Origin of the sequence: Teichococcus globiformis (assembly GCF_042646265.1) — a bacterium.
Lineage (GTDB): Bacteria > Pseudomonadota > Alphaproteobacteria > Acetobacterales > Acetobacteraceae > Pseudoroseomonas > Pseudoroseomonas globiformis.
In genome coordinates this window covers 1-22,264 of record NZ_JBHRTN010000006.1, presented here as the reverse complement: position 1 = coordinate 22,264, position 22,264 = coordinate 1, and the positions used below count along the sequence as shown (strand labels likewise).

The window sequence follows — 22,264 nt, the reverse complement described above, 5'->3', positions numbered from 1 at the left end:
TAGGCACTCCCGGAATACCGCTTCGGCGCCGTACTCAGTGGTATCCATGGTTTGCTGGATTCAATGGCGTCGAGGCAGGTCGGACCATGGAACTTTGATCAATAGGTCTCGGCGACTGCTTACGAGCAGCCTCATCAGCGGGCGAACATCGGAGAAGCCATGTCCTGGCAGGGCGCTTGCTGCCTTCACAACGTCATGCATGTCCTCCACCACATTGAGAATCCATCTAATCCCATCAGCGCACCTCAGCCTGGCAGGGGAATGTGTTCATCCCGATCATTGATGGGAAGATCGAAGCGTCCCTTCCCCCAGTTTCCTGCGCGCCACTCCGCCTTCGCCTCCTCGATACGCTCCTTGGAGGAAGCGACGAAGTTCCACCAGATGTAGCGTGGTTCCCCGAAGGTCGCACCGCCGAGGATCATCAGCCGCGCGCCTTGGATGCCGGCCGCGACTGTGATCTTGTCCCCGGGGCGAAAAACCATCATCTGGCCCGCATCGAAATTTTTCCCGGCGATCGAGATTGATCCCTCGACGATGTAGAGGCCTCGGTCCTCATGCTCATCAGGCATCGGCAAGCGGCTCCCTGCATCTAGCTTGACGTCGGCGTAGAATGTCTCCGTGAGCATCGTTGCAGGAGCGTTCTCGCCGTAAGCGCTTCCAAGGATAAGACGAACTGAGACACCATGATCCTGAATCACAGGCAGTGCGTCCTTGCCGTGATGTTCAAAGACAGGGGCCATGTCTTCATGGCTGTTAGGCAGCGCCACCCAAGTCTGGATCCCGAAGAGGCTGTGTGGCCCGCTTCGCCCCGCTGCCGAAGTGCGTTCCGAATGGGACACGCCGCGCCCGGCGACCATCCAGTTCAATGCCCCGGGATGGATGACCTGGTCGGACCCGATGCTGTCGCGGTGATGAAAGTCGCCGCGGTACAGGTAAGTGACGGTACCGAGGCCGATATGCGGATGAGGGCGGACATCGATGCCACGTCCGGTCAGGAACTCGGCCGGTCCGGCTTGGTCAAAGAAGATGAACGGTCCAACCATCTGCCGCTTCGGCGCTGGCAATGCACGCCGAACCTCAAAGCCTCCGATGTCCCGGGCCCGCGGAATGATGAGCGTCTCGATGGCGTCGAGCCCGACCTCATCCGGACATCCGGGTTCCATGGCGGGGTTCCAACTCATGCGCGGCATCCCTTCCCTGAACTTCCGGAGTTTCCCCTTGTCCAAGGGCCGCTTCCGGCATCCTGCATTCTATGAAAAGCTAAGCATTATCGGCAAACAATGGTCTATTCCAACTTGCAACCGCCTCTGCGGCCACATTCGGGATCAGGAGGTTTGCGTTCCCGAAGCAGAATAATCAGGCAATATCGACAGCTGCGATAATGGCAAAGAAGCGCCCGCCTTTCCGCCGGATCGGGCCCCACCCTGAGAGGGCTGCGAAACGATCGGAATAGAAGGGCCTCGGTGCGCCGTTGCAGGCTGTGTCGCAACTCTCCAGTGGCGGAAAGGCCATTTGGTAGGCAGGATCGCGCCTCATGGTGCGGTCCGGAATCTTCAGGACAGCCGCGATATACGATGGCCTGGATCCAACAGAGAAGCGCGTCACAGCCACCGAACGTCAAGCGACCTGAGGCGTGCCAAGCTACTTATCCTTCCCTTTACGGACACGGAGCACGATGCGGCCCTTGCCATGCTATGGCCCTACCATCCGCATGGATGGCTTCTCATGCCTTCTTCGCCCAGCCAATAGGGCTTGACCGCCTGTCAGCGTTGCACAACTGGCTTCTGTCAAGGATGTTGCGACAGCATGCTCTTGGCGAAGCGGTGCGCGGCTATTCCGGAGGTCATTGGATGCTGGCGAGGCATCCAGGCTCGGTTGTCCATACCCCCGGCCGGCCTGTCCCAGGAGAGCCTAGCCGGATCGGGCGTGGCGATTCCATAATAGCCCATGACACCGAGACGTAGATGCGTCCATCGGGGTCCGACTGAATTGGAGACGCCGCATTGACCATCGACTCCACACCGGGTGTGCCGAGCCTGACTATCGAAGGCCCGATTGCCACCATTCGCCTCAACCGACCGGACGTCCATAATCGGATTGAGCCTGTCGATCTGCTGGTGCTGTCTGACATGTTGCACCGCATCGAAGACGATCGAACCGTGCTCACTGTGGTTATCACCGCCGCAGGAAAATCCTTTAGCTCAGGCTTTCACATTGGAAAGATCAAGGGCGACGAGACATCGGCCGACGCTTCCTTCGCGAACGTCGCCACTCAGCTCGAAGCGCTGCGCCAGCCTACGATCTGTGCCCTTAACGGGGGCGTTTACGGCGGTTCCACCGACTTGGCTTTGGCCTGCGATTTCCGCATCGGTGTCACCGGCATGGCAATGTTCATGCCAGCGGCTCGGCTCGGACTGCACTATTATCCAAGTGGGATGCAACGCTATGTCAGCCGGCTTGGGCTGAACGCTGCGAAGCAGTTGTTCCTGACGGCCGAGAAACTAGGCGCGGAGGAATTGTTGCATATCGGCTTCCTGACTGAGCTGGTCGCGCCGGACGCACTGGCTGCACGTGTAGCAGCGCTGGCAGCGACACTGGCAAGCCATGCACCACTCGCCGTGCAAGGCATGAAGGCGGCGCTGAATGCTGTAGCCCGCGGTGATATGGACCACGAGGAAGTGGAGGCCCGGGCTCGTGAGGCCCGGCGTTCACAGGACTTGCAGGAAGGCAAGGCGGCTTGGCTCGAGAAGCGGGCCCCGCTCTTTATTGGGCGGTAGCTTCGTATAAGCCGGGTGCGACAGCCATCATGGCGATACGGACAATGGAGGAGATCAATTATCACGCGCCGTCCCAAACTTGCTGCCTCGTCCTGCTATTGACGCGGCCGCGAGGATCGAGCTTTTCGAACCGCGACGGGCATCGTGGCTTGGAGCCCGATCAGCATCGTGGATCCGTGAACTAAGCTCCCTTGTCTTGCTGGTCCTTCGCGGCTCGTCCGAACATTCGATCCTTCGCCTTGGTTCAGCTGTTGCTGGCCCTGCCCACCAGAGCGACGTGACACCGAAGCTTGTACCTTTGCGTGAGAGCAAGGCATCATCAGTCCAGAATTCCTGGCTGACAGCGCTACATCGTGGCATTGTCGGTCAGGTTCCTGCGCTGTCCTGACCGTCGAGGCTCCACCGGTGGGCCAGTGAAGCGGCCCACGACTTGCCACACATTGCTCCACCTACGAAACCGAATCGACTGCACCTGCAAGATCTTGGTTTGGCAGCGCCCGGCTTCTGCAGCAGCACCTTCCGCTTCCAGCACTGTGGCTGCATGTCAGATAAGCATCAAGGCCCCTCAAGGTAGAGGTAGTACGTGCTCTTGCTGGTACCTTGTACTGTCACTGCTGCTCGATCATGCGGTGTAGCCAATGCCAGTGGTTCGTTCTTGCAGGATCATTTCAACCAATCCAGCAGCGCGACGTTGGAGTGCGTGTACTTCGAGGGACAGCAATCCAATGCTCACGCTTATGATCGGCGGTAAAGCCGTAGCTGTCATTGACGCTGACGAAGAGGATGGGCGCAACATCGTCGCAAGCGAAGACTTCCGTCAGGAGTTGAAGCGTCTCCGCACGGCAGGCAACCCTGTCTGGGATGGGCAAGCTTCTCTTGATGTTCGGCCGGCACATGAAAGCGAAATAGCCGATTTTGACGATGCCGACGATGTTGTGGACGAGGATATTGGTGAGGCAGATGTCGCTGAAATGCTGGAAGATGAGGAGGACGAGGGTGACGATGAGGATGGATTAGCCGTCATGTTCCTGATCCCTCTCGATAACAGCGAGGACGAGGAATAGCCTAGCTAGCGCGATACATCTGCCAACTGAACCGACGGCATCTTACCGGCTTCTAAGCCAGTGGAAGAGGAAAGTAGAACATGCTTCGACTCATTCGAAATCTGGCCATACTCCGTGGACTATGGGGAATCTATAAGCGCAACCGTCGCCGTTGACCCTATTTCATAGATTTACGGTCCACCGTATTGGTTATGTCCACCGGCTCTTCACAGGACCAAGTTAGTATCGTCGTGACCTGCCATTAGCGGCAACCTTCCGCAACTCCGGCGCTACATTCTGCGAAAGCGGCGGCCATCTTGCCTGAATCTCTATCGGTAATTCGAGGTTCTGCGCTGATCCGGTCTAGTAAAAATGGTCAGCCCATGACGGCTCCGCGTAAGGCGAAGCCGTACTAGAGTTCACGATTGTTCAGGGCTGTGACAGTTAAATACCCCTTTCCGGCACTTCTAATGCTCACAGGATGCCACGCATCGTTGTTGCGCCACATTGTAGCGCGCGTCTGTGCTGCTAGTCGCATCAATTTCGCGCAGCGGTTGAGGCAATGTGGCCGCGCCAAAGCTGGCGGCCCATGCCCAGCCGGCGGAACTTCGCGAACCATGCTCGGCGCACTCAGGTAAACAAGTTTGGGAAGGCGACACAGCTGTGCAACTCCTGGGACGAGGCGGCCTTGATCTCCCATCGTAATGACGTAGTGCTGATCCGGCTAGGTGACTCTGATGGCCGCCGAGAACCAGACAACCGACGATATTTCATTGCGCGCCAGGGTAGCTGAACTGGAAGCAGAAGTCCTGTGCCTCAAAGCTGCAAGAAGCCATGCTGCCGTTACCCCTGCGGGGCAAGGTTGGCATGGGACCGCAAGCCACACGGAACTGGCTGGTGCGGAAGAGCTTATTGCTGGGCTTCAACGCGCCAACCTTGCTCTGGACGAAAGCCGGGCTGCCCTGGAAGAGAGCGAAGCCCGCTATCGTGCCGTGCTCGAGAGTGCGGTTGATCACGCGATCATTACCATGGATCACGATGGCTGCATCACCGGGTGGAGCCCGGGGGCGGTCGCCATCCTGGGATGGCAGGCCGACGAGGTCCTGGGTCGCAGCAGCGACTTCATCTGGACCGAAGAGGATAGAGCCGCTTCTGTTCCGGAGGCTGAGAGAAGACGGGCGTTAAGGACTGGGTCGCTGGTTGAGGAGCGCTGGCATCTTCGCCGCGACGGTTCCCGCTTCTGGGGATCGGGCCGCTTGAATCGGCTGAACAAGGACAGCATCGGTGGCTTTGTAAAGATCCTGCGGGACGACACTGCGCAGCGGAAGGCTACCGAGACGACGCGCGAAAACGAGGCTCGCTTGTCCGCCATCTTTGGCGCTGCGGCGGTTGGGCTTTGCGAGCTCTCGCCGAAAGGAAACTTTCTCCGGGTCAATCAAGAGCTATGCCGCATCTTGGGTCGTCCTCGGCGCGAATTGCAGCGAATGAGCGTCGCGGATGTCACGCATCCGGAGGACCTCGCAAAAAGCTTTGACATCTTGGGCGAGGTTCTGAAAAGCAAGGAAACGTCCAAGCTCGACAAGCGCTATCTCCGTCCGGATGGCTCGCATGTCTGGGCAAGCAGCAGCATCTCAGCACTGTTTGACGAGACGGGCCAGGTACGTAGCCTGCTAGTTGTGACCGCTGACCTGACGGACCGGCACGAGGCCGAAGCTGCGGTGCGGGAGAGCGAGGAGCGTCTACGGAATTTGGTCAGCGCCTCCTCCGAAGTCATGTACACTACCAATCCGGACTGGACTGTTCTGCATCGCTTGGACGGTGAAGGCCTCTTCACCAACCTGCACCACTCTAAAGAAGGATGGTTGGACTTCTACGTTCATCCGGATGATCGCACCGCAGTTCGGCTGGCGATTCGGCGAGGCATCGCGTCTAAAAGCGTTATCAGGATGGAGCACCGGTTTCTTCGGGAAGGAGGAGGAGTTGGCTGGGTGCAATCCCGGGCGGTTCCCGTATGCGACGAGAAGGGGGAGATCCAGGAGTGGTTCGGCGCCGCCAGCGACGTGACTGCGCGCAAGGAAGCTGAGGCCGCTCTTCTTGAACAGAAGGAGCGCTTCCGGTTGCTGGTCATGGGCATGCCGCAGCTGGTCTGGCGCTCTGCCAACAATGGGAGATGGACTTGGTCAAGTCCACAGTGGCGCGCTTACACCGGTCAAAGCGCAACAGAGAGCCTTGGGTTAGGCTGGCTGAACGCGGTGCATCCGGACGACCGGGAAGCAACGATGCAAGCATGGTACGAGGCATCGCGCCAGGGCCAGCTCACCGTTGAGTTCCGGATCCGCTGTGCAGCTGACGGAAGCTGGCGCTGGCACCGAACCCGATCATTGTTGGCGCGGAACACGCAAGGACGCGAGTGCTCCGAAGGTATGACGACGGAGTGGATCGGAACCTGTACCGACATCGAGGACCTCATTCGTCTCCAGCATCGACAAGAGATTCTTGTGGCAGAACTGGAGCACCGTACCCGCAATCTCCTGACAGTGATCCGCTCGATCCTGGTCAGAAGCCTGCCGCACTCGGCGGAGCGGGATGAGATCGATGGGCGGCTGGCGGCTCTCGGACGCGTACAAGCATTTCTCGGCGGTACCACGTCACGGCCAGTTTCGCTCGCTGCGCTTATCACGGCCGAACTGGCCGCCACCGGAGCCGAGGCATCTCAGCGCTCCGTCGTTGCCGGACCACCGGTGGAACTGTCGGGCGACAAGGTCCAACCACTTGCCTTGGCGCTCCACGAGCTTGCAACCAATGCGGTCAAGTATGGTGCCTTGGCACAGCCGGCTGCGACACTTTCCATCACGTGGCACTTCGAAAGCGTGAATGGCAAGGACCATCTGGTCCTGGACTGGCGGGAGCGCGGTGTCACAATGCCCCCCTCGGTAACACCACCTCGCCGGGGTTCCGGTACAGAACTCATTCAGCGTGCCCTGCCCTACCAGTTACGGGGTAGGGCTGAACTTACCTTCGGGCCGGACGGTGTTCACTGCGTCATCTCTCTGCCGGTTGATCTCGTTGAGTGGAAAAGAAGACGTTTCGTGTATCCGTGATCAGCGGAAGACTTGCCTGGCGCCGGCTTGGCTTACCGGAAGACGCAATTGATGAGAGATGAACTGGCTCTCCAGCGTTCTGATCGTCCGGCGGACCAAGAGCCACAACCCGCATGGAGATCTTGGCCTACCAGAACGCTATCGCTCGTTTGGCGTTACAATCCGGTGGGCCTGAATGAGGGAGTTCCGGTGGCAAACGTGACGCTTGTGGCGACGATGCGCGACGAAGGACCCTACTTGCTGGAATGGGTCGCCTACCACCGGATGATCGGTTTCAGCGAAATCGTCGTCTGCAGCAATAACTGCGTTGACGGTACGCCGGCGCTGCTGGACGCTTTGCAAGCACGTGGGCAGCTACGCCACATCCCGTGCGATCCAGGACCGGACGACAAGGCGCAGCTCTTTGCTTACCAGCAAGTGGAGGCAGTCCTCTCCAAGGCTTGGCCCGACGTGTTGATGGTGCTGGACGGCGATGAGTTTCTTAACATCCATGTTGGAGGCGGCACGGTTCCGGAACTGCTGGGTTCCATGCCGCAGGCGACCGCAATGATGATCAACTGGCGGATCTTCGGCAGCGCCGGCCATGAGAGTTGGTCAGCGGATTCAGTGCTGCAACGCTTTCGGCAGGCGGCAGCCCGAAATCATGGGGTCAATCGATCCTTCAAGACGCTGTTCCGGAATCCAGGGCATTATCGTTGCCCCCTCTTACCGCATGGACCTGGATATGCACGGGCGGACGCCTTGCGGTGCATCAGGGTTGTCGACGGTGCGGGCCAGCCACTGCCTGAGCGATATGCACGCTCTGAAGAGTTTCTGCAGACAGATCCTGGAGCCGTAACGTGGCGGCTGGCCCAGGTAAACCATTACAATACACGCTCTCGGCAGGACTACTTGGTAAAGCATTGGCGCGGCGGCGGTCTTGGATCGGAGCGCTGGGACCGCGCATCGAACTGGGAAGCTTTCAACCGGAACGAGGAGACCGATCTCAGCATTGAGCGCCACGCAGCAGCCACCCGGCAGGCGGTGACGGAGTTGCTGGCCGACCCGTTGATCCACAAGCGTCACAATCAGTGTCTTAATCTTTACGGGAGCCACGTTGAGGCACTTGCAAAGGACATGCGTTGAGGGAACCGTTCACCTTTGGCATCCCTCTGGTGTCCAGGGCCGGTGCCGGAGACTGGGCTGTGATCGAGCGCCTCTTCTCATTCACACTGCGCTCATTGCTGGCTCAGACTGACCGCAATTTCAGCGTGATCCTCGCGGCCCACGATGTTCCTGCTGCTTGGCACGATGTTTCATGCAAACCCGGCTTTCATCTAATCCGCGCCGATTGGACACCGGAGCCGCCAACATCAGCAAATGATGATGGCGGTCGTAAGAAGTGGCTCATCAAGCAAGCGGTGCGGGCTGGAGTGGGCGGCCTGCTGATGTTCATGGACGCCGATGACTGGGTCGCGTCTGACTTGGTGGAGAAGGTGCGTGCCGAGATGCGGCCCTGTCATTTAGGTGCGGTGGTCAGAAGCGGCTTCGCGCTGGATTACGCCAGCCTCCGCACCGCACCCTTTCCCATAGCTGGCGCGTTCAACGGCCCATTTCATGCCTTGTGCGGGTCTTGCACGATTGGCCGCATCGTTGCCACGGCGTCCGAGACGCATCTGCTGGACCCCCACGAGGCGCTGGGCTCGCACCATGAGTGGGAAGCCCGTGCGGCACAGGGCGGTTTTCCATTGGCGTATCCCGCGACAGCCGGACTTTATATGGTCGGCACGGGCGAGAATCACTCCGAAACTCACGGACCCTTTGCCAGGTGGCGCCGCCAGGTAACTCAGTCAGTTCGCACCAGCGGTACACTGCTTGATCCTGAAATGGCGCGGACCTTTGGGCAGAGCTTGAACACGCTTCGCACATCTACAGCGGGATAGAGGGAGCAAGCAGGATGGGCATGCGGTGCCTGTTCACGCCTGGAAGTAAGCACGGCATTCAGAAGAAAGGTGGACCGTTTCACCTCGGACGTGATGTTGAGGGACATTCCCTCTCGCCCCTGGAGAGCTGATAGCCACCTTCTTGCGGCATTCAGCCGCTGCCGTTTCGTCCACTGGTGGCGCTGCTATCAAGCAACGCAGCTTGCTGCATGAACTCCAGCTGCTTGGCTAAGCCATAGAGGAGCCATGGTTGAGCGACCAGCATCAGGACTGCAGCGCAACAAGGAGGCCCTGGTCACCACGTCTTCTTCAAGGAGGCTGTCGCCATGAAGCGACGAGCCTTCCAGGTCGTCCGGGGTCTAAGGCTGATGAAGTTGCGCCGGCAGCCGGTTGTGGACTGTTTGCAAAGCAAAGCTCCCCAGGGTACCTCTCTGCAATGCTCCCGGCTCTCTCGCTCCTGGCTGTGAGCCGTTGCACAAGCGCATCCGGATGGATCGAGAAGGGCTGGACGACGTATCTAGTAGTCATCGTGGCCCGGTGTTCATTTCGGAAGATGGCTACAGATGTAACGGTACGGCATTTTCGGCGACAAGGATTGGCTTTCCGAGGATCCGAGTCCTGGTCACTAGGAACGAATGCCCGTCCGAAATAGTTGACTTCGTTCAGGGAGGAAGCGGACGGCACATGCCTCTTCCTTCTTCTTGAGGTCATATCGGTAGGTAGAGCCCGCAGCGATCGGCTTTGACATCCTGTTTCCTGTGCTCAAGGCAGCAGTGAGCGTCACCAAGCGTCGCTCGCTTCGGGCGTCGTAATGACGCACTGATCCGACTTCCCGACAAAGATCAGCTTCGGGTCATGCCTGGCTTGGATGCTTCTCACGCGGCGAGAAGGACAGGACATGGCTCGGTGCCCCGAAAGAGATCAGCTCCACCTGAGAAAAAGGCTGATCTTTGCCGGGATGGCACGCCGCAGGGGGAAAGCTTGGACTCAGCTCCGCTGTTCTCCCTCTGTGATCGCGGCGAGGACTGATCTTTACCGGGAGGTCCCAATCAACGGTCGCTGCATGGACTTTGGCCCCGAAGCGGAATGGACCTTCGGTGTCACCGGCGGTCGTGAGGGCTTCAGGATCAAGCCGTTTGAGCCTTCCTCCACTTGCGCCTCCGGATAAACTCCGATCGCCAGCTGCAGAACATTCCTGAAATGGGCACGAAAATGATCCTGCCGTGCGACTGCGCGACCGAATTGCTGGTGCAGGGCCCGCCAGGAGACTGGCGTGTCCTCCTTCAGGGCGTGCAGCCGATAAGCGAGCCAGCAATACACGTCGAGAGCCATCGAATTGTTGGCAATCTGACGGACGGCGGCTTCCTCGACTGGCACGGGATGTGCGCGAAGCTGGTCGTAGAAGGACTGGCTGAGGGTGGCGGTCTCGATGAACAGGCTGGCCTGGCCTGACGGCGTCTCGTCCTCGCTGTCGACAAACATCGAGGTATCGAGGATGTTCTGGTTCACCAACCCGGTTCGACCACCCTGACGGATCTGGAAGCTCATACGGCAACGGGAGATGCGTTCCGCCTGATCACGGACGACCTGCATCGCCTTGCCGCCAATGGGTATTTCCAGTCGTCGCAGCCAGGCATGGAGGGTCCGACCCAGTTCGACTTCCCGGCTGTTCGTCCGCAGCGCCTCCGATTGGAGGTAAAGCAAGATCAGGCGGGCCCGCGAACCGTAGGGAACCCCGACCGGGGTGGGGGCACCTTCCTGGGACGGGCGATGCCCCGGCGAGACAACCAGCGTCACCCGGTCCGTTTGCACCTGCCAGGCCTGTTCATCGGGCAGCCGACGGTGCGGCAGCGCGCTTTGCGCCCAGCCGCTATACAGGTAGCCGATTTCAGTGTCTTCGGAGGCGAGGTAGCCAGCGGCGGCCTCCACAACATCCCGTGGAATGTCGCTCCTCAACGCCGCTTCCTTTCCGTGCTCCCGAAGAAGCCGGTGAACCTCGCCCATTCCTGACCGCCTTTGTGGACCAATGCGTTGGTGCAGCCACTTTGGGCAACCTGCCCGGAGCGGTGTTGATTGACACCCTGATCTCTGTCGGGGACTAGCAAGAAGCTATTTGTAACCTTGATACTATAGCCCCGACAAAGGTCAGTGGACGGCTGATAAACTTTTGATTTTGCTGACAGCAGGAGCAGACATCCTTCCGACAAAGATCAGCTGCCCCCCGGTAAAGATCAGCTGCCGTTTGGCGGCAGAAATGCTGCGGACCCTCTATTCCCAAGCGACTCGGCGCTTGGATTCGGCGACAGGGCCTGCTCGGCCGGAAGGCCAATGTTTGCCCCGGAAGGCTGCCCCCGAAAAAGATCAGCCACACTGAGGCGGTTCGGATGTGAAGCCGAAATGGTCTTCCCTCCTCTGGCGACGATGGCGCAGCCCTATTTCCTGGCTGACGGCCTCCTCCCCAGGGCGAGTACGGATCCGTCGGAACGCGAACTTGTTCCTGATCAGCTGATGGAGCCGAGCCAGCCGGGATTTATGGCCGTTGTGCTTCGGTATGACGGCTCATGTCACCCAGGGCCGGCGTCCGAACCGGGGCTCACCTGTTGCTACGAGCCCCCCCGTCCGTGATGAAGTGGATCAAACGCCCGCGCTTCATCGACGAACCATCGTGTCTCCTGCATCCAAGCGCATGTGCGTCCAGCAACGGCCACAGTGCTGAGCCCGGTTCGCAAGCTGGGTTTCGAAGCGCTGCGCTTGAGTTCAGGGTGCAAAGTCTGGGGCCGAGGCCTTGCTTCGTGCTGCTGGGCTTTGTCCATTGGGTGAAAGGCATGGTTTCTTTTCCAGCCACCGTTCAGGCTATGATCGCGTTGGCGGTCATCGAACGCGAAGCAGGAGCACCTTATGAACAGGCTTTGGGCCGCCAGGCTGGAACACGGTTGGCATGGCTGACCCCAAGGCTATTCTGGCGATTGACCAGGGCACTACCTCGACCCGCTGCATCGTGTTCGATGTCGGTAGCCGGCCACTGGCGACGGAGCGGCGCGAGCTCCCTCAGCAATACCCGAGGCCGGGCTGGGTGGAGCAGGATGCCGAGGCGATCTGGCGCGACACCATGGCCACGGCGCGCAGCGCCCTGGCCGGCGCTGGACAGGCGGTGCGAGCGATCGGCATCGCCAACCAGCGCGAAACAGTGGTGGTGTGGGATCGCCGAACCGGTGCCCCGGTTCACCCCGCCATTGTTTGGCAGGATCGCCGCACTGCCGAGGCCTGCGCGTGTCTGCGGGCCGATGGCGCCGAGCCGATGGTACGAGAGCGCACCGGACTGTTGCTCGATCCCTACTTCTCCGCGACGAAGTTGGGCTGGATCCTCGACCATGTGGAGGGCGCTCGGCGCCAGGCGGAGCAAGGCGAGCTGCTCTTCGGCACGATCGATAGCTTCCTGCTGTGGCGGCTGACCGGCGGGCAGGTGCACGCGACGGATGCTACCAACGCCGCACGCACGCTGCTGTTCGACATTCATCGATGCTGCTGGGACGAGGACCTGCTGCGTCTGTTTCGCATTCCTGCCGCAATGCTGCCCGAGCTGCGCGACAACGCGACGATCTTTGGCGAGACGGCGCCCGGCTTGTTCGACGGGGTGCTACCCATCGCCGGCATGGCCGGGGACCAGCAGGCGGCTCTGGTGGGCCAAGGCTGCCTCGCGCCCGGCATGGTGAAAGCCACCTATGGCACAGGCTGCTTCGCGTTGATGAACACCGGCGAACAGGCGCTGGCTTCACGAAATCGGCTGCTGACCACGGTCGGCTACCGGCTGGGAGGGCGCACGACCTATGCGCTGGAAGGTGCCATCTTCACTGCCGGGGCCGCAATCAAGTGGCTGCGGGACGGGCTGGGGCTGATCACCCATGCCTCGCAGACAGATGACTTGGCCACGCGCGTTCCCGACCATCACGGCGTGTACATGGTGCCAGGCTTCGTCGGCCTCGGCGCCCCGCACTGGGACCCCGAAGCGCGCGGCCTGATCTGCGGCCTGACGCTGGATGCCACGGCTGCGCATATCGCGCGGGCCGCGCTGGAGGCCGTGGCCTACCAGACGTATGACCTGGCTGAGGCGATGTCGGCTGACGGAGGCCGTGCACCAACGGTTATCCGTGTGGATGGCGGCATGGCGGCGAATGACTGGTTCTGCCAGTTTTTGGCCGACATGCTCGCCACGGAAGTGGAACGTCCGGCGTTCCTGGAAACCACGGCACTAGGCGCCGCGGTGCTGGCGGGGCTGGGCAGCGGCCTGCATTCCACGGTGGGCGCGGCAGCCGGCACCGTTGATCCGCCCCGGCGTTTTGAACCCAGGATGGAAGGCGTACGTCGCGAAACCTTGCTCGGCGGTTGGCGTGATGCGGTGCGGCGGACGCTGACCCCCTTGCAATGACCAAGGACCGGCCGTCCCTCATCCTGCAGGGCGTCGTGTGGAAAGGTGGACCAAGGCCATCGCTGGTGGCTGGTGACCTAAGGCCAGTGACGCCGGAAGAGAACACGGGCGTTCGGTCCCTTGTCCCACCGGCGGCGTTCTGCCGCGCCAATAGTGGCGAGACGCCGCCATGATGGCATGCAGGCGCCCCACCAAAGACCCTGAGCGGGGGGCGGACAGCATCAAGAGCTGTGACGGCTGCGGATCTAACCCGGGAGCATCAACTGGTGGTCCCGGAGGGCCTGCTGTTTAACCTGTCGGCTTGGCCGCCCCGCTCCAGTCTCCGCGGTCGATCTGATCGCGGACCAGCTCCACCATCAACGTGTGAACGGCCCGTGCCGCCGCATTTGATGGTTTTCCCGAAGGAACCGCCAGAACTGCCGTCCGCTGCAGAACAGGCTCGCAGATCCGCCGCGAGTGGAGCAGGCCCGTTTCGATTTCCCTGATCAGCGCACTGCGTGGCAAGACCGTGTGGGCAAGTCCTGCAGCGACCGCGCTTTTCAGATGAGGCAGCGCATCGACCTCCGCCACAACATTCCAAGTGCTCCCAAGCTGCGCAGCCTGCGCGTCCAGCAAACGGCGGAAGCCGTGTTCTCGGCTCGGCAACAAGACCGGAAGCGTCAGGGCTCGGGAAAGCGGACAATCCCCATTTCCACCCGGATCATGGCCACTGGAGCTCACCAGATGGAGTTCTTCCGTGACCAGGGGCTCGATCTCCAATCCCCGAGCCTGAGGGCCATTGGTGTCGAAGAGAATGGCGATATCCATCTTACCTTGGTGGAGCCATTCCAACAGGTGGCCGCTTTGTGTTTCCGCGAGATGCAGGGCGATTTGAGGATGGCGCTCTCGCATGCTGCGCAGAAAGGGTAGCGTGAGCGCCATGGCAACGGTTGTCGGGAGGCCGACCGTGACGCTGCCCTTCACCGGTCCGCCGGCTTCAGTCAAGACGGCCTCCCTCGTGCTTTGCAGATCCCTCAGGAGGATTGTCGCCCGGTCTCGCAGAACCTCGCCTGCCGAGGTCAAGGCGATGCCTCGGGAATTCCTGACCATGAGCGCAACACCCAGATCAGCCTCCAGCCGCGCGACCTGCTGGCTCAAGGCAGGCTGCACGATGCCGAGCCTTACAGACGCGGCCGAGAAGCTCCCGGCCTCGGCGACGCCGAGGAAGTAACGCAGTTGCCGGACGTCCATGGCCGCTCCAGGTATAAGAAAATGCAATGGATACTATCGTCCATCCATATTTTTCCTATGGCAACGCTGTTGTCATGATGACGGAACGGGAGATTTCGATGCCAACCAAACAAAGCAAGTCTCGCCCTCCGCTGATGACAGGCATCCGGGTGCTGGACCTGTCTCGGCTGGTGGCCGGGAACGTCTTGTCGGCCGCACTGGCCGACCTGGGCGCAGAGGTCATCAAGGTGGAAACCCCGCGTGGCGGCGATGAACTCCGGGCCTGGCGTACTGACGGTGTGTCGACCCATTGGAAGGCCTATGCCCGCGGCAAGAAGAGCTTGGCGATCGATCTGCGCACCACTTCAGGAAAGGATATTCTCCTCCGCCTGATCGGCAGATCAGACGCCTTGGTAGAGAACTTCCGCCCCGGTACGCTCGAGAAGATGGGGCTTGGCCCCGATGTGCTGCACGCGGTGAACCCTCGTTTGATCCTGGCCCGCATCTCCGGCTGGGGTCAAAGCGGCCCTTGGCGGCATAGGCCCGGTTTCGGATCGCTTGTCGAAGGCCTGTCCGGATTTGCAGCGATGAACGGGTTTGCCGACCGCGAGCCGGTTCTGCCACCCTTCCCTTTGGCCGACAGCGTCACCGGGCTCTACGGCGCCCTCGGCATTGTGGCGGCGCTTCGGCAGGTCGAAGCAACCGGTGCCGGGCGCATCCTCGACCTTTCGCTGTTCGACGGCGTCTTCTCCGTCCTGGGCCCGTTAGCCCTGGATCACCAGGTTTCGGGCCGCGTCCCGCTTCGACAGGGAAGCCGGGCCCCGAGCCATGCACCACGCAACGTTTATCGCACCGCCGATAACCGCTGGGTCGCCCTGTCGGCCGGGATGCAGGTGTCGGTGGAGCGGCTTTTCTCAGCCCTTGGCAGGCCAGAGCTTAGTCGGGACAGCCGTTTCTCCACGCCGGCGGCAAGGCAGGCCAATGTGGACGCACTGGACGACCTGATAGCAGCGGCGATCGCGACCCGCGACCTGGAGGCTAACCTGGCGCTTTTCGAGGAGGCTGACGTCACCGCCGGCGCCGTCCTCGACGCCACGCAGCTCGTTGGTCATCCCTACCTCCGGGAGCGGGGTGCCCTGGTTGAGGTGCCTGATGCCGAGCTCGGCAGCGCACTGGTTCATGCCCCGGCGATCCGTTTTGAGGATGGCAGCCCATCCCCGATTTCAGGCCCTGCCCCGGCCTTGGGCGAGCATAGTAGGGAGATCCTCCGCGACCTGCTCGGCTTGTCGGAGGAGGAGGTCCAAGAACTTTTGGACGCCGGGGTCATCTCCACCCCGGCAGCCGCCACCAATGGGACGAATGCCGCATGACGCACATCAAGCCTCCCTATCCCCGCTGGCGGTCGCTCCTCTTTATTCCGGCCCATGTCGGCAAGTTTGTCGCCAAGGCCCACGAGCGCGGCGCCGATGGTGTGATTCTTGATCTTGAGGACGCCGTGCCCTTGCCACGGAAGCCCGAGGCACGTCAGACGCTGGCGGCATCCATCGACGCGCTATCCGGCAATGGCGTCGCGGTCATGGTTCGTGTGAATCATCACATGCGGCACATCGGAGCCGATCTGGAAGCGGCGGTCCGGCAGGGCCTGACAGCCCTGGTGCTGCCAAAGGTTGAGGACGCAGGGTTCGTCCGCGACGTGGCCGATGCGGTCAGCGAGTTGGAAGTCTCGCAGGGCATGGAACTCGGAACGGTGCGTTTCATCCTGCAGATCGAGACGCCAGGAGCGCTGTTCTCGCTGCAGGCCATCGCTAATGCACATGCCCGGGTCGCGGCGATGACGCTTGGTCCGGAGGATTATTCCGCTGCTATTGGCGGCATTCCTGTCGCTGAAACCCTGCTGACGCCGAACTACGCCGTTCTGGCCGCGGCCCGCGCGGCGGGCATTCTGCCGCTTGGGTTTGTTGGAAGCATCGGCGACTTTTCTGACAAGGAGCGCTTTACAGAGATGGCACGGCAGGCTCGTCGCTTGGGCTTCCGCGGCGCTCTTGTGGTGCATCCGTCGCAGGTGGGTCCACTGAATGCGGCATTCTCTCCCACTGAGCAGGAGCTCGACTGGGCCAGGCGCGTTATCGATGGTGACCTCCAAGCACGCGAGGCAGGTATCGGAGCCTTTCAGATCGACGGCAAGATGGTCGATTTGCCCGTCGTGAAGCGGGCCCAGGAGATCTTGTCGCTGGCGGGCTAGTCGGGCCCCGACCGCGTCGGTGAACAGAAAAGGAAATGTCCGTGCCGAAATACCTGACCCGGCGGAGCACGCTGATCGGCGGCTCCATCCCGCTCCTGCTGGCCGCCAGCGCAAAGGCGGAAGGTTCCTGGCCGCAGCGGGCGGTGCGCATTGTTCTTCCTTATGCGCCAGGCGGAAGCACCGACGCCTCGGCGCGGCTCATCTCTGTGCCGATGGCGCAGGCGTTCGGACAGGCTGTAGTCGTGGAGAACCGGCCAGGGGCGACTGGCACAATCGGCGCATCGGAGGTCGCTCGGTCGCCAAAGGACGGGTATACGTTGCTGGTCGATGCTGCCGCACATGGCTCGAACCACGCGCTCTACAAGAACCTTCCCTTTGACTACGCGAAGGATTTTGCGCCCATCACGCAGCTGACGGTGTCGCCGCAGATCCTGGCGGTTCATCCTTCTTCACCGGCCAGGACGATCGGGGAGTTTGTGGCACTCGCGAAGCGCGAGCCTGGCACACTGTCATACGGCACGCCCGGCAACGGTTCCGCCGGTCATCTGGCTTGCGCATCCTTTGCCTGGCGATCGGGGATCGAGGTCACGCAGGTCGCGTATCGCGGCGGCGGACCGGCTGTGCAGGATCTTCTCGCCAATCAGATTGCCTTCACCTTTGCATCTGTTTCGGCGGTTCTCGGCCTCGTACAGGATGGCAAGCTACGCCCGCTCGCCGTATCGAGCCTGAACCGCATTGGACCCTTGCCGGACGTCCCAGCCATTGCCGAAACCTATCCAGGCTTCGACATCAATGAGTGGGCCGGACTCTACGCACCGGCCGGAACGCCCGAGCCGATCCTGGATCGCATCGGTGATGCCGCCAGATCCGCCCTCAACATGCCAGAGCTTCGATCGCGGCTCGAGCAACTCGGAGCGACAACGGTGGGAAGCAGCCGTACTGAATTCACAGCTTGGTTGAGCCAGCGACGACAGCAGATGAGCCAACTGGTTGAGGCCGCCTCGATCAAGGCTGATTAGCCGCGCAAGCCAAGCTCCGATGCGGGCAGCATGGTCGTCAACGCCACAGCCGATTTGTGACTAGGCTGGTTAACAGGGCGCCGGCTCCGGGTGCATCAGACCCCGGCGCCTCCTGACCCCCCGGACGCCAGCTTCGCTGGATGATCCAATCCGTTCTTGACTCGTTGGCGGGCCGGGGCGGTGGGTAATGAGGGCGCAGCTCGGACACTGGGTGAGCACGCGCCGCAAGGCTGAGCGCCACGGTTGCCTTTGCTGAAACCAGGCAAAGCTTGTTCCGGCATGACGCTCGCCAATGTGGCGTCCTGGTCGATGCCTGGAACCCAGCCTTTTGGCTTGCTGGCCTGGCAGCAGCGGCGGGATGGAGCATGAACCACCGAAGCGCAGGGTAGGGAAGCGCTTGGAGTGGGCGAAGGCCGGAAGTTGTCAGCGGGAAGCAGACCGCCTCGATCTAGGCTTCGTTGGTGCCTTGGATGGTTTTCTTGCCGGGACAAGAGCAATGGTTTTGGCGGCAGGAATGCCGATCCTTCCCTCGTAGCGCTGCAGAGTCGCGCCGGCGGCGAGGTGGGGGTACGTCTGGGCACCTCCGGACCATCTCCTCGCGAAGGCAGCGACTTCGGCGTGGTCGTGTTTCCGAATAGCCTGGACCAGGAAGGAAGCCGCCTTCCCCGGCCGTAGCCGCTGCTGATACAATAAGTGAAGGTGCCATTCGCGAGCGCGCAAGGGACACCAATCTACCAAGGCTTCCTGCAAAGCTTGGCGGACCTCCGCTGGCAGTTCCTCATACGCCCGATAGGGATCACCCTTGAGCTTGCTATAGGGCTTGGCCGACATGCTGTTGTCCATGCGGGCTTTCTATCGAACGGGCTCGCGGGAGGAAACCAGGGCTAGCCTATGGCACGACCTGAGCTTCAAGTGGTTGGAGGCCGCACCTGCGGAAGCGTGACGGAAGCCGGAATGCGTGTTCCATCGCGTCACCGTTCACGACACGGCGGCTCCTGTGGCCAGGATCCGGGCAGGTCCGGGTGCCAGCTATCGTGACCCTGCCGCCTCTCCTTTCGACCTGACAATCCACTGACACCAGCAACCGCAAGCTGATGGTGACAGCGGGCCATTTACACGATCTCAGCTGTGTGTAGGGCTGTGCAGCAAGGACTGGGTTCCGGATGGTGACCAGAAGCTTGAAGAGGAAGAAAACCCGTCCGCCGGCAGTCCTGTTGGCGACAGGCGGCACCAGTGTCCGGCTCTCCAAAAACATTTGCCGGACGATCAGCCCTCAAGAGGTTGTGTCCATGAACTCTTCTTCTCGTTCGGCGTTCTTGGAGGTGACACAGGGAGAAGCTCTGTCGTGGGTCAGAAAGAAACGCCCCCTGCCCTCCATCGTCGGCCTGATTTCCTGCACAGCTGGTTGTTGCTCGATATTGCCCTGTTGGTGGTTTGGTGCGGAGCCGCGGGCCTGGGCATCTACGTTCTCGGGCTCATCAGCCATTAAGGAGCCCAGAGGAGGCTTGGCCGCAGTTCAAGGCCAAAAAGGGGTTCGGCGCCGCGAATATGGGGAGCCTCGTAAGCTGACCATCTGCGGTCCGATCGATCAAGCATTGATGGCAGCACCGGATAAGCCTTGCTACCCGCCCAGCCTCACCCTCATGCTGAGGTCGATGTTCTGTGTTTCCGAAAGCGATGCTGACGCGATCCGGGCCGCCTTCCAGCAAGGAGGAGAGCTTGCGGCTGCGGTAGCCCTTCGGCAGCGCTTCGCAGGCATCGCGAGCAATGCGGAAGCCCGTCGGTTCGTACGGACCATCCTAGGCTGGAACCCTCAGGCCGTGGAGGCCGCGGACCTTTCTGCGCAGCTGGGCCGGCCTCCAGGCTAGGTGTCAGGCCTGGATATCGCTGCAATTTCGGACGCCATGATGATGATCGGCCAAACTCAGCATGGATTCAGGCCGGGCAGCCTCTGGCTGACTATGAGAGCTAGCAAGCCCTGATCGAACAGGCGACCGTACCGTGACCGAACGTTGAGACACTAGGGATCTAAGCGAGATCCCGTTTTACCCACCAGTCATCAAAATGACAAACGCTGGCCGAAGCTTGTCTAGGGCCGAAGGCACCGTCAACAGGAGTACGGGTTGGCAGGCATGATCGAGGCCACGGTATAAGGAAGCTCCTCAACCATTTTGTTGTTCAACCCTGTTGATTGCTCTTGTCCGAGGCAGGCGCATTTTTCGGGTCTGAGAACTGCGCCATGATCTGCTCCGCCTGCGACAGCCATTCGGCGATGCCCGCGGGACTTAGATCTTTCGGGGAGAGTGAAACAGGCTGGCTCATAGGCGTCACGACCTCCAATACAATTAAAAGTAGTGGAGGCCGCCGTTTGCAACCTGTGGATTATCACCGTTCCGTCATCTGACGGAAGCCCGGGCCTGCCACCAAACCAGAGCTTGTCGTTTTCGAGGAGCCTGATTCAGCGACGCTCCAGATGTTAGCCTGGCAAGGTCGTAGTCGCCGGGGCACCCTCGTCTTGAACAGACTGGCTGACCTGCCTACTCGGGTTGAGCAATCCTCGCAACTTGCCAAGACCGAAGATCTGGCGGCCTTTAGGATGCTGCGAACCGGCGAACCCATTGTGGATCAGGTCGGTAGGAGGGTTCGAAGGCCGTTGAAAGATCATCGACCGCTCCATGACCTGTCCAGTGGCGCTTACGCGATTTCGAGAGAGCCGACTTCAGGGCCCTTGGCTCCCTGCACCACCTGCATGCGCACCATCTGTCCGTCCTGCAGGTTGCTCAGCCCCGCGCGTTCCAGGGCCGAGGCATGGACAAACACGTCCTTGCCACCGTCCTGGGGGCTGATGAAGCCGAACCCCTTTTCGGGATTATACCACTTCACCGCGCCGGTCATTTCCACGGCGTTGCTGAGATCGGCTGGCCGGCGCGGCCCAGTGGGGCGATCCGACCGGGGACGGCCAACGTCGCGACGCGGTGCTTGCGCTGCTGCGGTGCTTTCATCCACCGAAACAACCTGCTGGACCTGGCGGCCCTTCTGGCCCTGTCCGACGCTGACGCGCAGAGTGGCACCAGGGCTGACTTCTTCAAGGCCAAGGGGCTGCAGCGCCTTCACGTGCAGGAAGGCGTCGCCGGAGCCATCGGCCAGTTCCACGAAGCCAAAGCCCTTCTCGGCATTATACCACTTCACCGTGGCCGACTGTTCCGGTGCGGCAACGGCAAAGCTCGGCATGGGCGTGAAGCCGGCGCGGCTGGAATAATCATCGTCGTCGAAGCCCCGACGGCGGGGGGTCCGTTGACGGTCGTTTCGGCTGGATGGCATGGCAAGTCCTTCTGGTGCCGCGTGTCGGAGCGTGCGGATCGGGAACGAGTCCACGCTGCCAAGATGGCAGTCGCGGACCATTCCAAGCCGCCGTTCATTAAGGTTTACCACATCGGCCGCTCGGTCTCACTACGGTGACGTGGAAAATGCCTCGCGAGTGAGCGGAGGCTCATCCTACGGTGTCGCGGCTCCGGTGAGATGCCGGGAGTTTGGAGGAAGCGCAGCCCGCTAAAGGGCCCGGGAGGTCGCTCGCCTCCGGTGCATGACTTGGCGCGCACTCTGCCATGTACCTTCCCTGAACCTAGGAAAGCGCAGGTCCGCGTCTGATCGCCCCCTGCTGTAAGGTAGGCAATGGCAGGAGCCGCTGCTCACGGCACAGGGTAGCAGCTATGTTCAGGTAGCGGGACCCAAAGCCTACCTGTACGGCATGTGGCCGCGGCGGGGGGGGGCAACCTACAGGCGAGAACGTCTCATCCAGCTGGGAAGCGCCCAGCCCGACCCTTTGGCACAGAGCAGCACAAGCTACCTATGATGCTGAAACTGCAACGAAGCTCATTGTGTCATTGTGCCGGACCACGCTTGTTATCGATCGGACTGGTGCCCCGATGAGCGGAATGCCAAAGGGTAGAGCACCATGAGCAGCGCCAGCAGTCACACTCCAAGCCGTAAGCAGATGTTTAGTGCTGCAGGCACCTCGGACTAGACTGCGCCGGCACTGATACAGGCACGCTCACCTGCGCCATCTAGGCGGCGGTTACGGATCAGAGTGTTAACTTCCTGCAGCCGAACACGAGAGGCAGCACGATCAGGAGGATGCCATCGGCAAGATCGCCTCAATGTCCATACCCTCAGCTCCGAAGTAGGTCATGGTTGATGGCCCTTCCTTGGACCCAGAGATCGTGCCTGACCGGATAGGGCTTTATTGTTCCTCGACGATGCGCGTGGTGCGCTCGGTGTCGTCCGTATCCACTACAAAGACGGCGAGCAGCTTGGCCAGCTTGGTCTGGCGGGCATTGGTGCTCACATCGTAGCGCCCACCCGGCAGCTCGGTGAAGCTCTGCCCCTGGGTGAAGCTCTGCAAAGAACCGCCATTGAGGTGATTCAGGCCGCGGCCGCGCGGCGTCGGAGCCAATCCTCGAGACTGGTCTGGCCGAGCCGCGCCTCACCCAGCGGCACCAGGGACAGCTCACGCACCTCGCCGCCG

General features: G+C 61.2%; 16 protein-coding genes. 9 read left to right on the top strand and 7 right to left on the bottom strand.

The window, feature by feature from the left end; genetic code table 11:
• Nucleotides 1-245: 245 nt before the first annotated feature.
• The gene (locus tag ACFOD4_RS04785) at nt 246-1,190 is read right to left on the bottom strand and encodes a pirin family protein (protein WP_456316867.1); all 945 of its coding nucleotides are present in this window, start codon (nt 1,188-1,190) and stop codon (nt 246-248) included.
• 813 nt (nt 1,191-2,003) lie between these two features.
• Between ACFOD4_RS04785 and ACFOD4_RS04780 the strand changes: the two genes are divergently transcribed.
• From ACFOD4_RS04780 to ACFOD4_RS04760, 5 genes are all read left to right on the top strand, one after another.
• On the top strand, nt 2,004-2,777 hold the full coding sequence (locus tag ACFOD4_RS04780) for an enoyl-CoA hydratase/isomerase family protein (protein ID WP_379594794.1): 774 nt from the start codon (nt 2,004-2,006) through the stop codon (nt 2,775-2,777).
• Between the two features lie 725 nt (nt 2,778-3,502).
• Nucleotides 3,503-3,841, top strand: coding sequence for a hypothetical protein (locus ACFOD4_RS04775; protein WP_379594793.1), 339 nt, complete (start codon nt 3,503-3,505; stop codon nt 3,839-3,841).
• 716 nt (nt 3,842-4,557) lie between these two features.
• Nucleotides 4,558-6,921, top strand: coding sequence for a PAS domain-containing sensor histidine kinase (locus tag ACFOD4_RS04770; protein ID WP_379594792.1), 2,364 nt, complete (start codon nt 4,558-4,560; stop codon nt 6,919-6,921).
• Between the two features lie 189 nt (nt 6,922-7,110).
• Nucleotides 7,111-8,046 carry a glycosyltransferase family 2 protein gene (locus ACFOD4_RS04765; RefSeq protein ID WP_379594791.1) on the top strand — a complete coding sequence of 312 codons (936 nt, stop codon included), beginning with the start codon at nt 7,111-7,113 and terminating at the stop codon, nt 8,044-8,046.
• 59 nt (nt 8,047-8,105) lie between these two features.
• Complete coding sequence (locus ACFOD4_RS04760; protein ID WP_379594790.1) at nt 8,106-8,843, top strand: hypothetical protein; 738 nt, start codon at nt 8,106-8,108, stop codon at nt 8,841-8,843.
• Between the two features lie 1,032 nt (nt 8,844-9,875).
• On the opposite strand, the gene ACFOD4_RS04755 is transcribed toward ACFOD4_RS04760, so the two are convergent.
• Nucleotides 9,876-10,799, bottom strand: a complete 924-nt coding sequence (locus ACFOD4_RS04755; RefSeq protein ID WP_379594789.1) for a replication protein RepA — start codon at nt 10,797-10,799, stop codon at nt 9,876-9,878.
• 982 nt (nt 10,800-11,781) lie between these two features.
• On the opposite strand from ACFOD4_RS04755, the gene glpK reads away from it, so the two are divergent.
• Entirely contained in the window at nt 11,782-13,269 is a 1,488-nt protein-coding gene (glpK, locus tag ACFOD4_RS04750; RefSeq protein ID WP_379594788.1) for a glycerol kinase GlpK, read from the top strand.
• Nucleotides 13,270-13,557: 288 nt separating this feature from the next.
• Here glpK and ACFOD4_RS04745 read toward each other — a convergent pair whose 3' ends face one another.
• Complete coding sequence (locus ACFOD4_RS04745) at nt 13,558-14,499, bottom strand: LysR substrate-binding domain-containing protein (protein WP_379594787.1); 942 nt, start codon at nt 14,497-14,499, stop codon at nt 13,558-13,560.
• A 98-nt stretch (nt 14,500-14,597) separates the two neighbouring features.
• On the opposite strand from ACFOD4_RS04745, the gene ACFOD4_RS04740 reads away from it, so the two are divergent.
• Genes ACFOD4_RS04740 through ACFOD4_RS04730 form a run of 3 tightly spaced genes read left to right on the top strand, consistent with a single transcriptional unit; the run spans nt 14,598 to nt 17,739 of the window.
• Nucleotides 14,598-15,848, top strand: a complete 1,251-nt coding sequence (locus tag ACFOD4_RS04740) for a CaiB/BaiF CoA transferase family protein (protein WP_379594786.1) — start codon at nt 14,598-14,600, stop codon at nt 15,846-15,848.
• Nucleotides 15,845-16,720 carry an HpcH/HpaI aldolase/citrate lyase family protein gene (locus tag ACFOD4_RS04735; RefSeq protein ID WP_379594785.1) on the top strand — a complete coding sequence of 292 codons (876 nt, stop codon included), beginning with the start codon at nt 15,845-15,847 and terminating at the stop codon, nt 16,718-16,720. The genes ACFOD4_RS04740 and ACFOD4_RS04735 overlap by 4 nt, the downstream gene beginning before the upstream one ends.
• 35 nt (nt 16,721-16,755) lie before the next feature.
• The gene (locus tag ACFOD4_RS04730; RefSeq protein ID WP_379594784.1) at nt 16,756-17,739 is read left to right on the top strand and encodes a Bug family tripartite tricarboxylate transporter substrate binding protein; all 984 of its coding nucleotides are present in this window, start codon (nt 16,756-16,758) and stop codon (nt 17,737-17,739) included.
• A gap of 423 nt (nt 17,740-18,162) precedes the next feature.
• Here ACFOD4_RS04730 and ACFOD4_RS04725 read toward each other — a convergent pair whose 3' ends face one another.
• The 4 genes from ACFOD4_RS04725 to ACFOD4_RS04710 form a co-directional block, all read right to left on the bottom strand.
• A complete protein-coding gene (locus ACFOD4_RS04725) occupies nt 18,163-18,570 on the bottom strand; it encodes a DUF6525 family protein (RefSeq protein WP_379594874.1) in 408 nt (135 codons plus the stop codon).
• 1,347 nt (nt 18,571-19,917) lie between these two features.
• Nucleotides 19,918-20,061, bottom strand: coding sequence for a hypothetical protein (locus ACFOD4_RS04720; RefSeq protein WP_379594783.1), 144 nt, complete (start codon nt 20,059-20,061; stop codon nt 19,918-19,920).
• Between the two features lie 372 nt (nt 20,062-20,433).
• Nucleotides 20,434-21,060 (bottom strand): cold-shock protein, encoded by a 627-nt coding sequence (locus ACFOD4_RS04715; protein ID WP_379594782.1) that lies wholly within the window; start codon nt 21,058-21,060, stop codon nt 20,434-20,436.
• A gap of 919 nt (nt 21,061-21,979) precedes the next feature.
• Nucleotides 21,980-22,141 carry a cupin domain-containing protein gene (locus tag ACFOD4_RS04710; protein ID WP_379594781.1) on the bottom strand — a complete coding sequence of 54 codons (162 nt, stop codon included), beginning with the start codon at nt 22,139-22,141 and terminating at the stop codon, nt 21,980-21,982.
• Between the last annotated feature and the right edge of the window lie 123 nt (nt 22,142-22,264).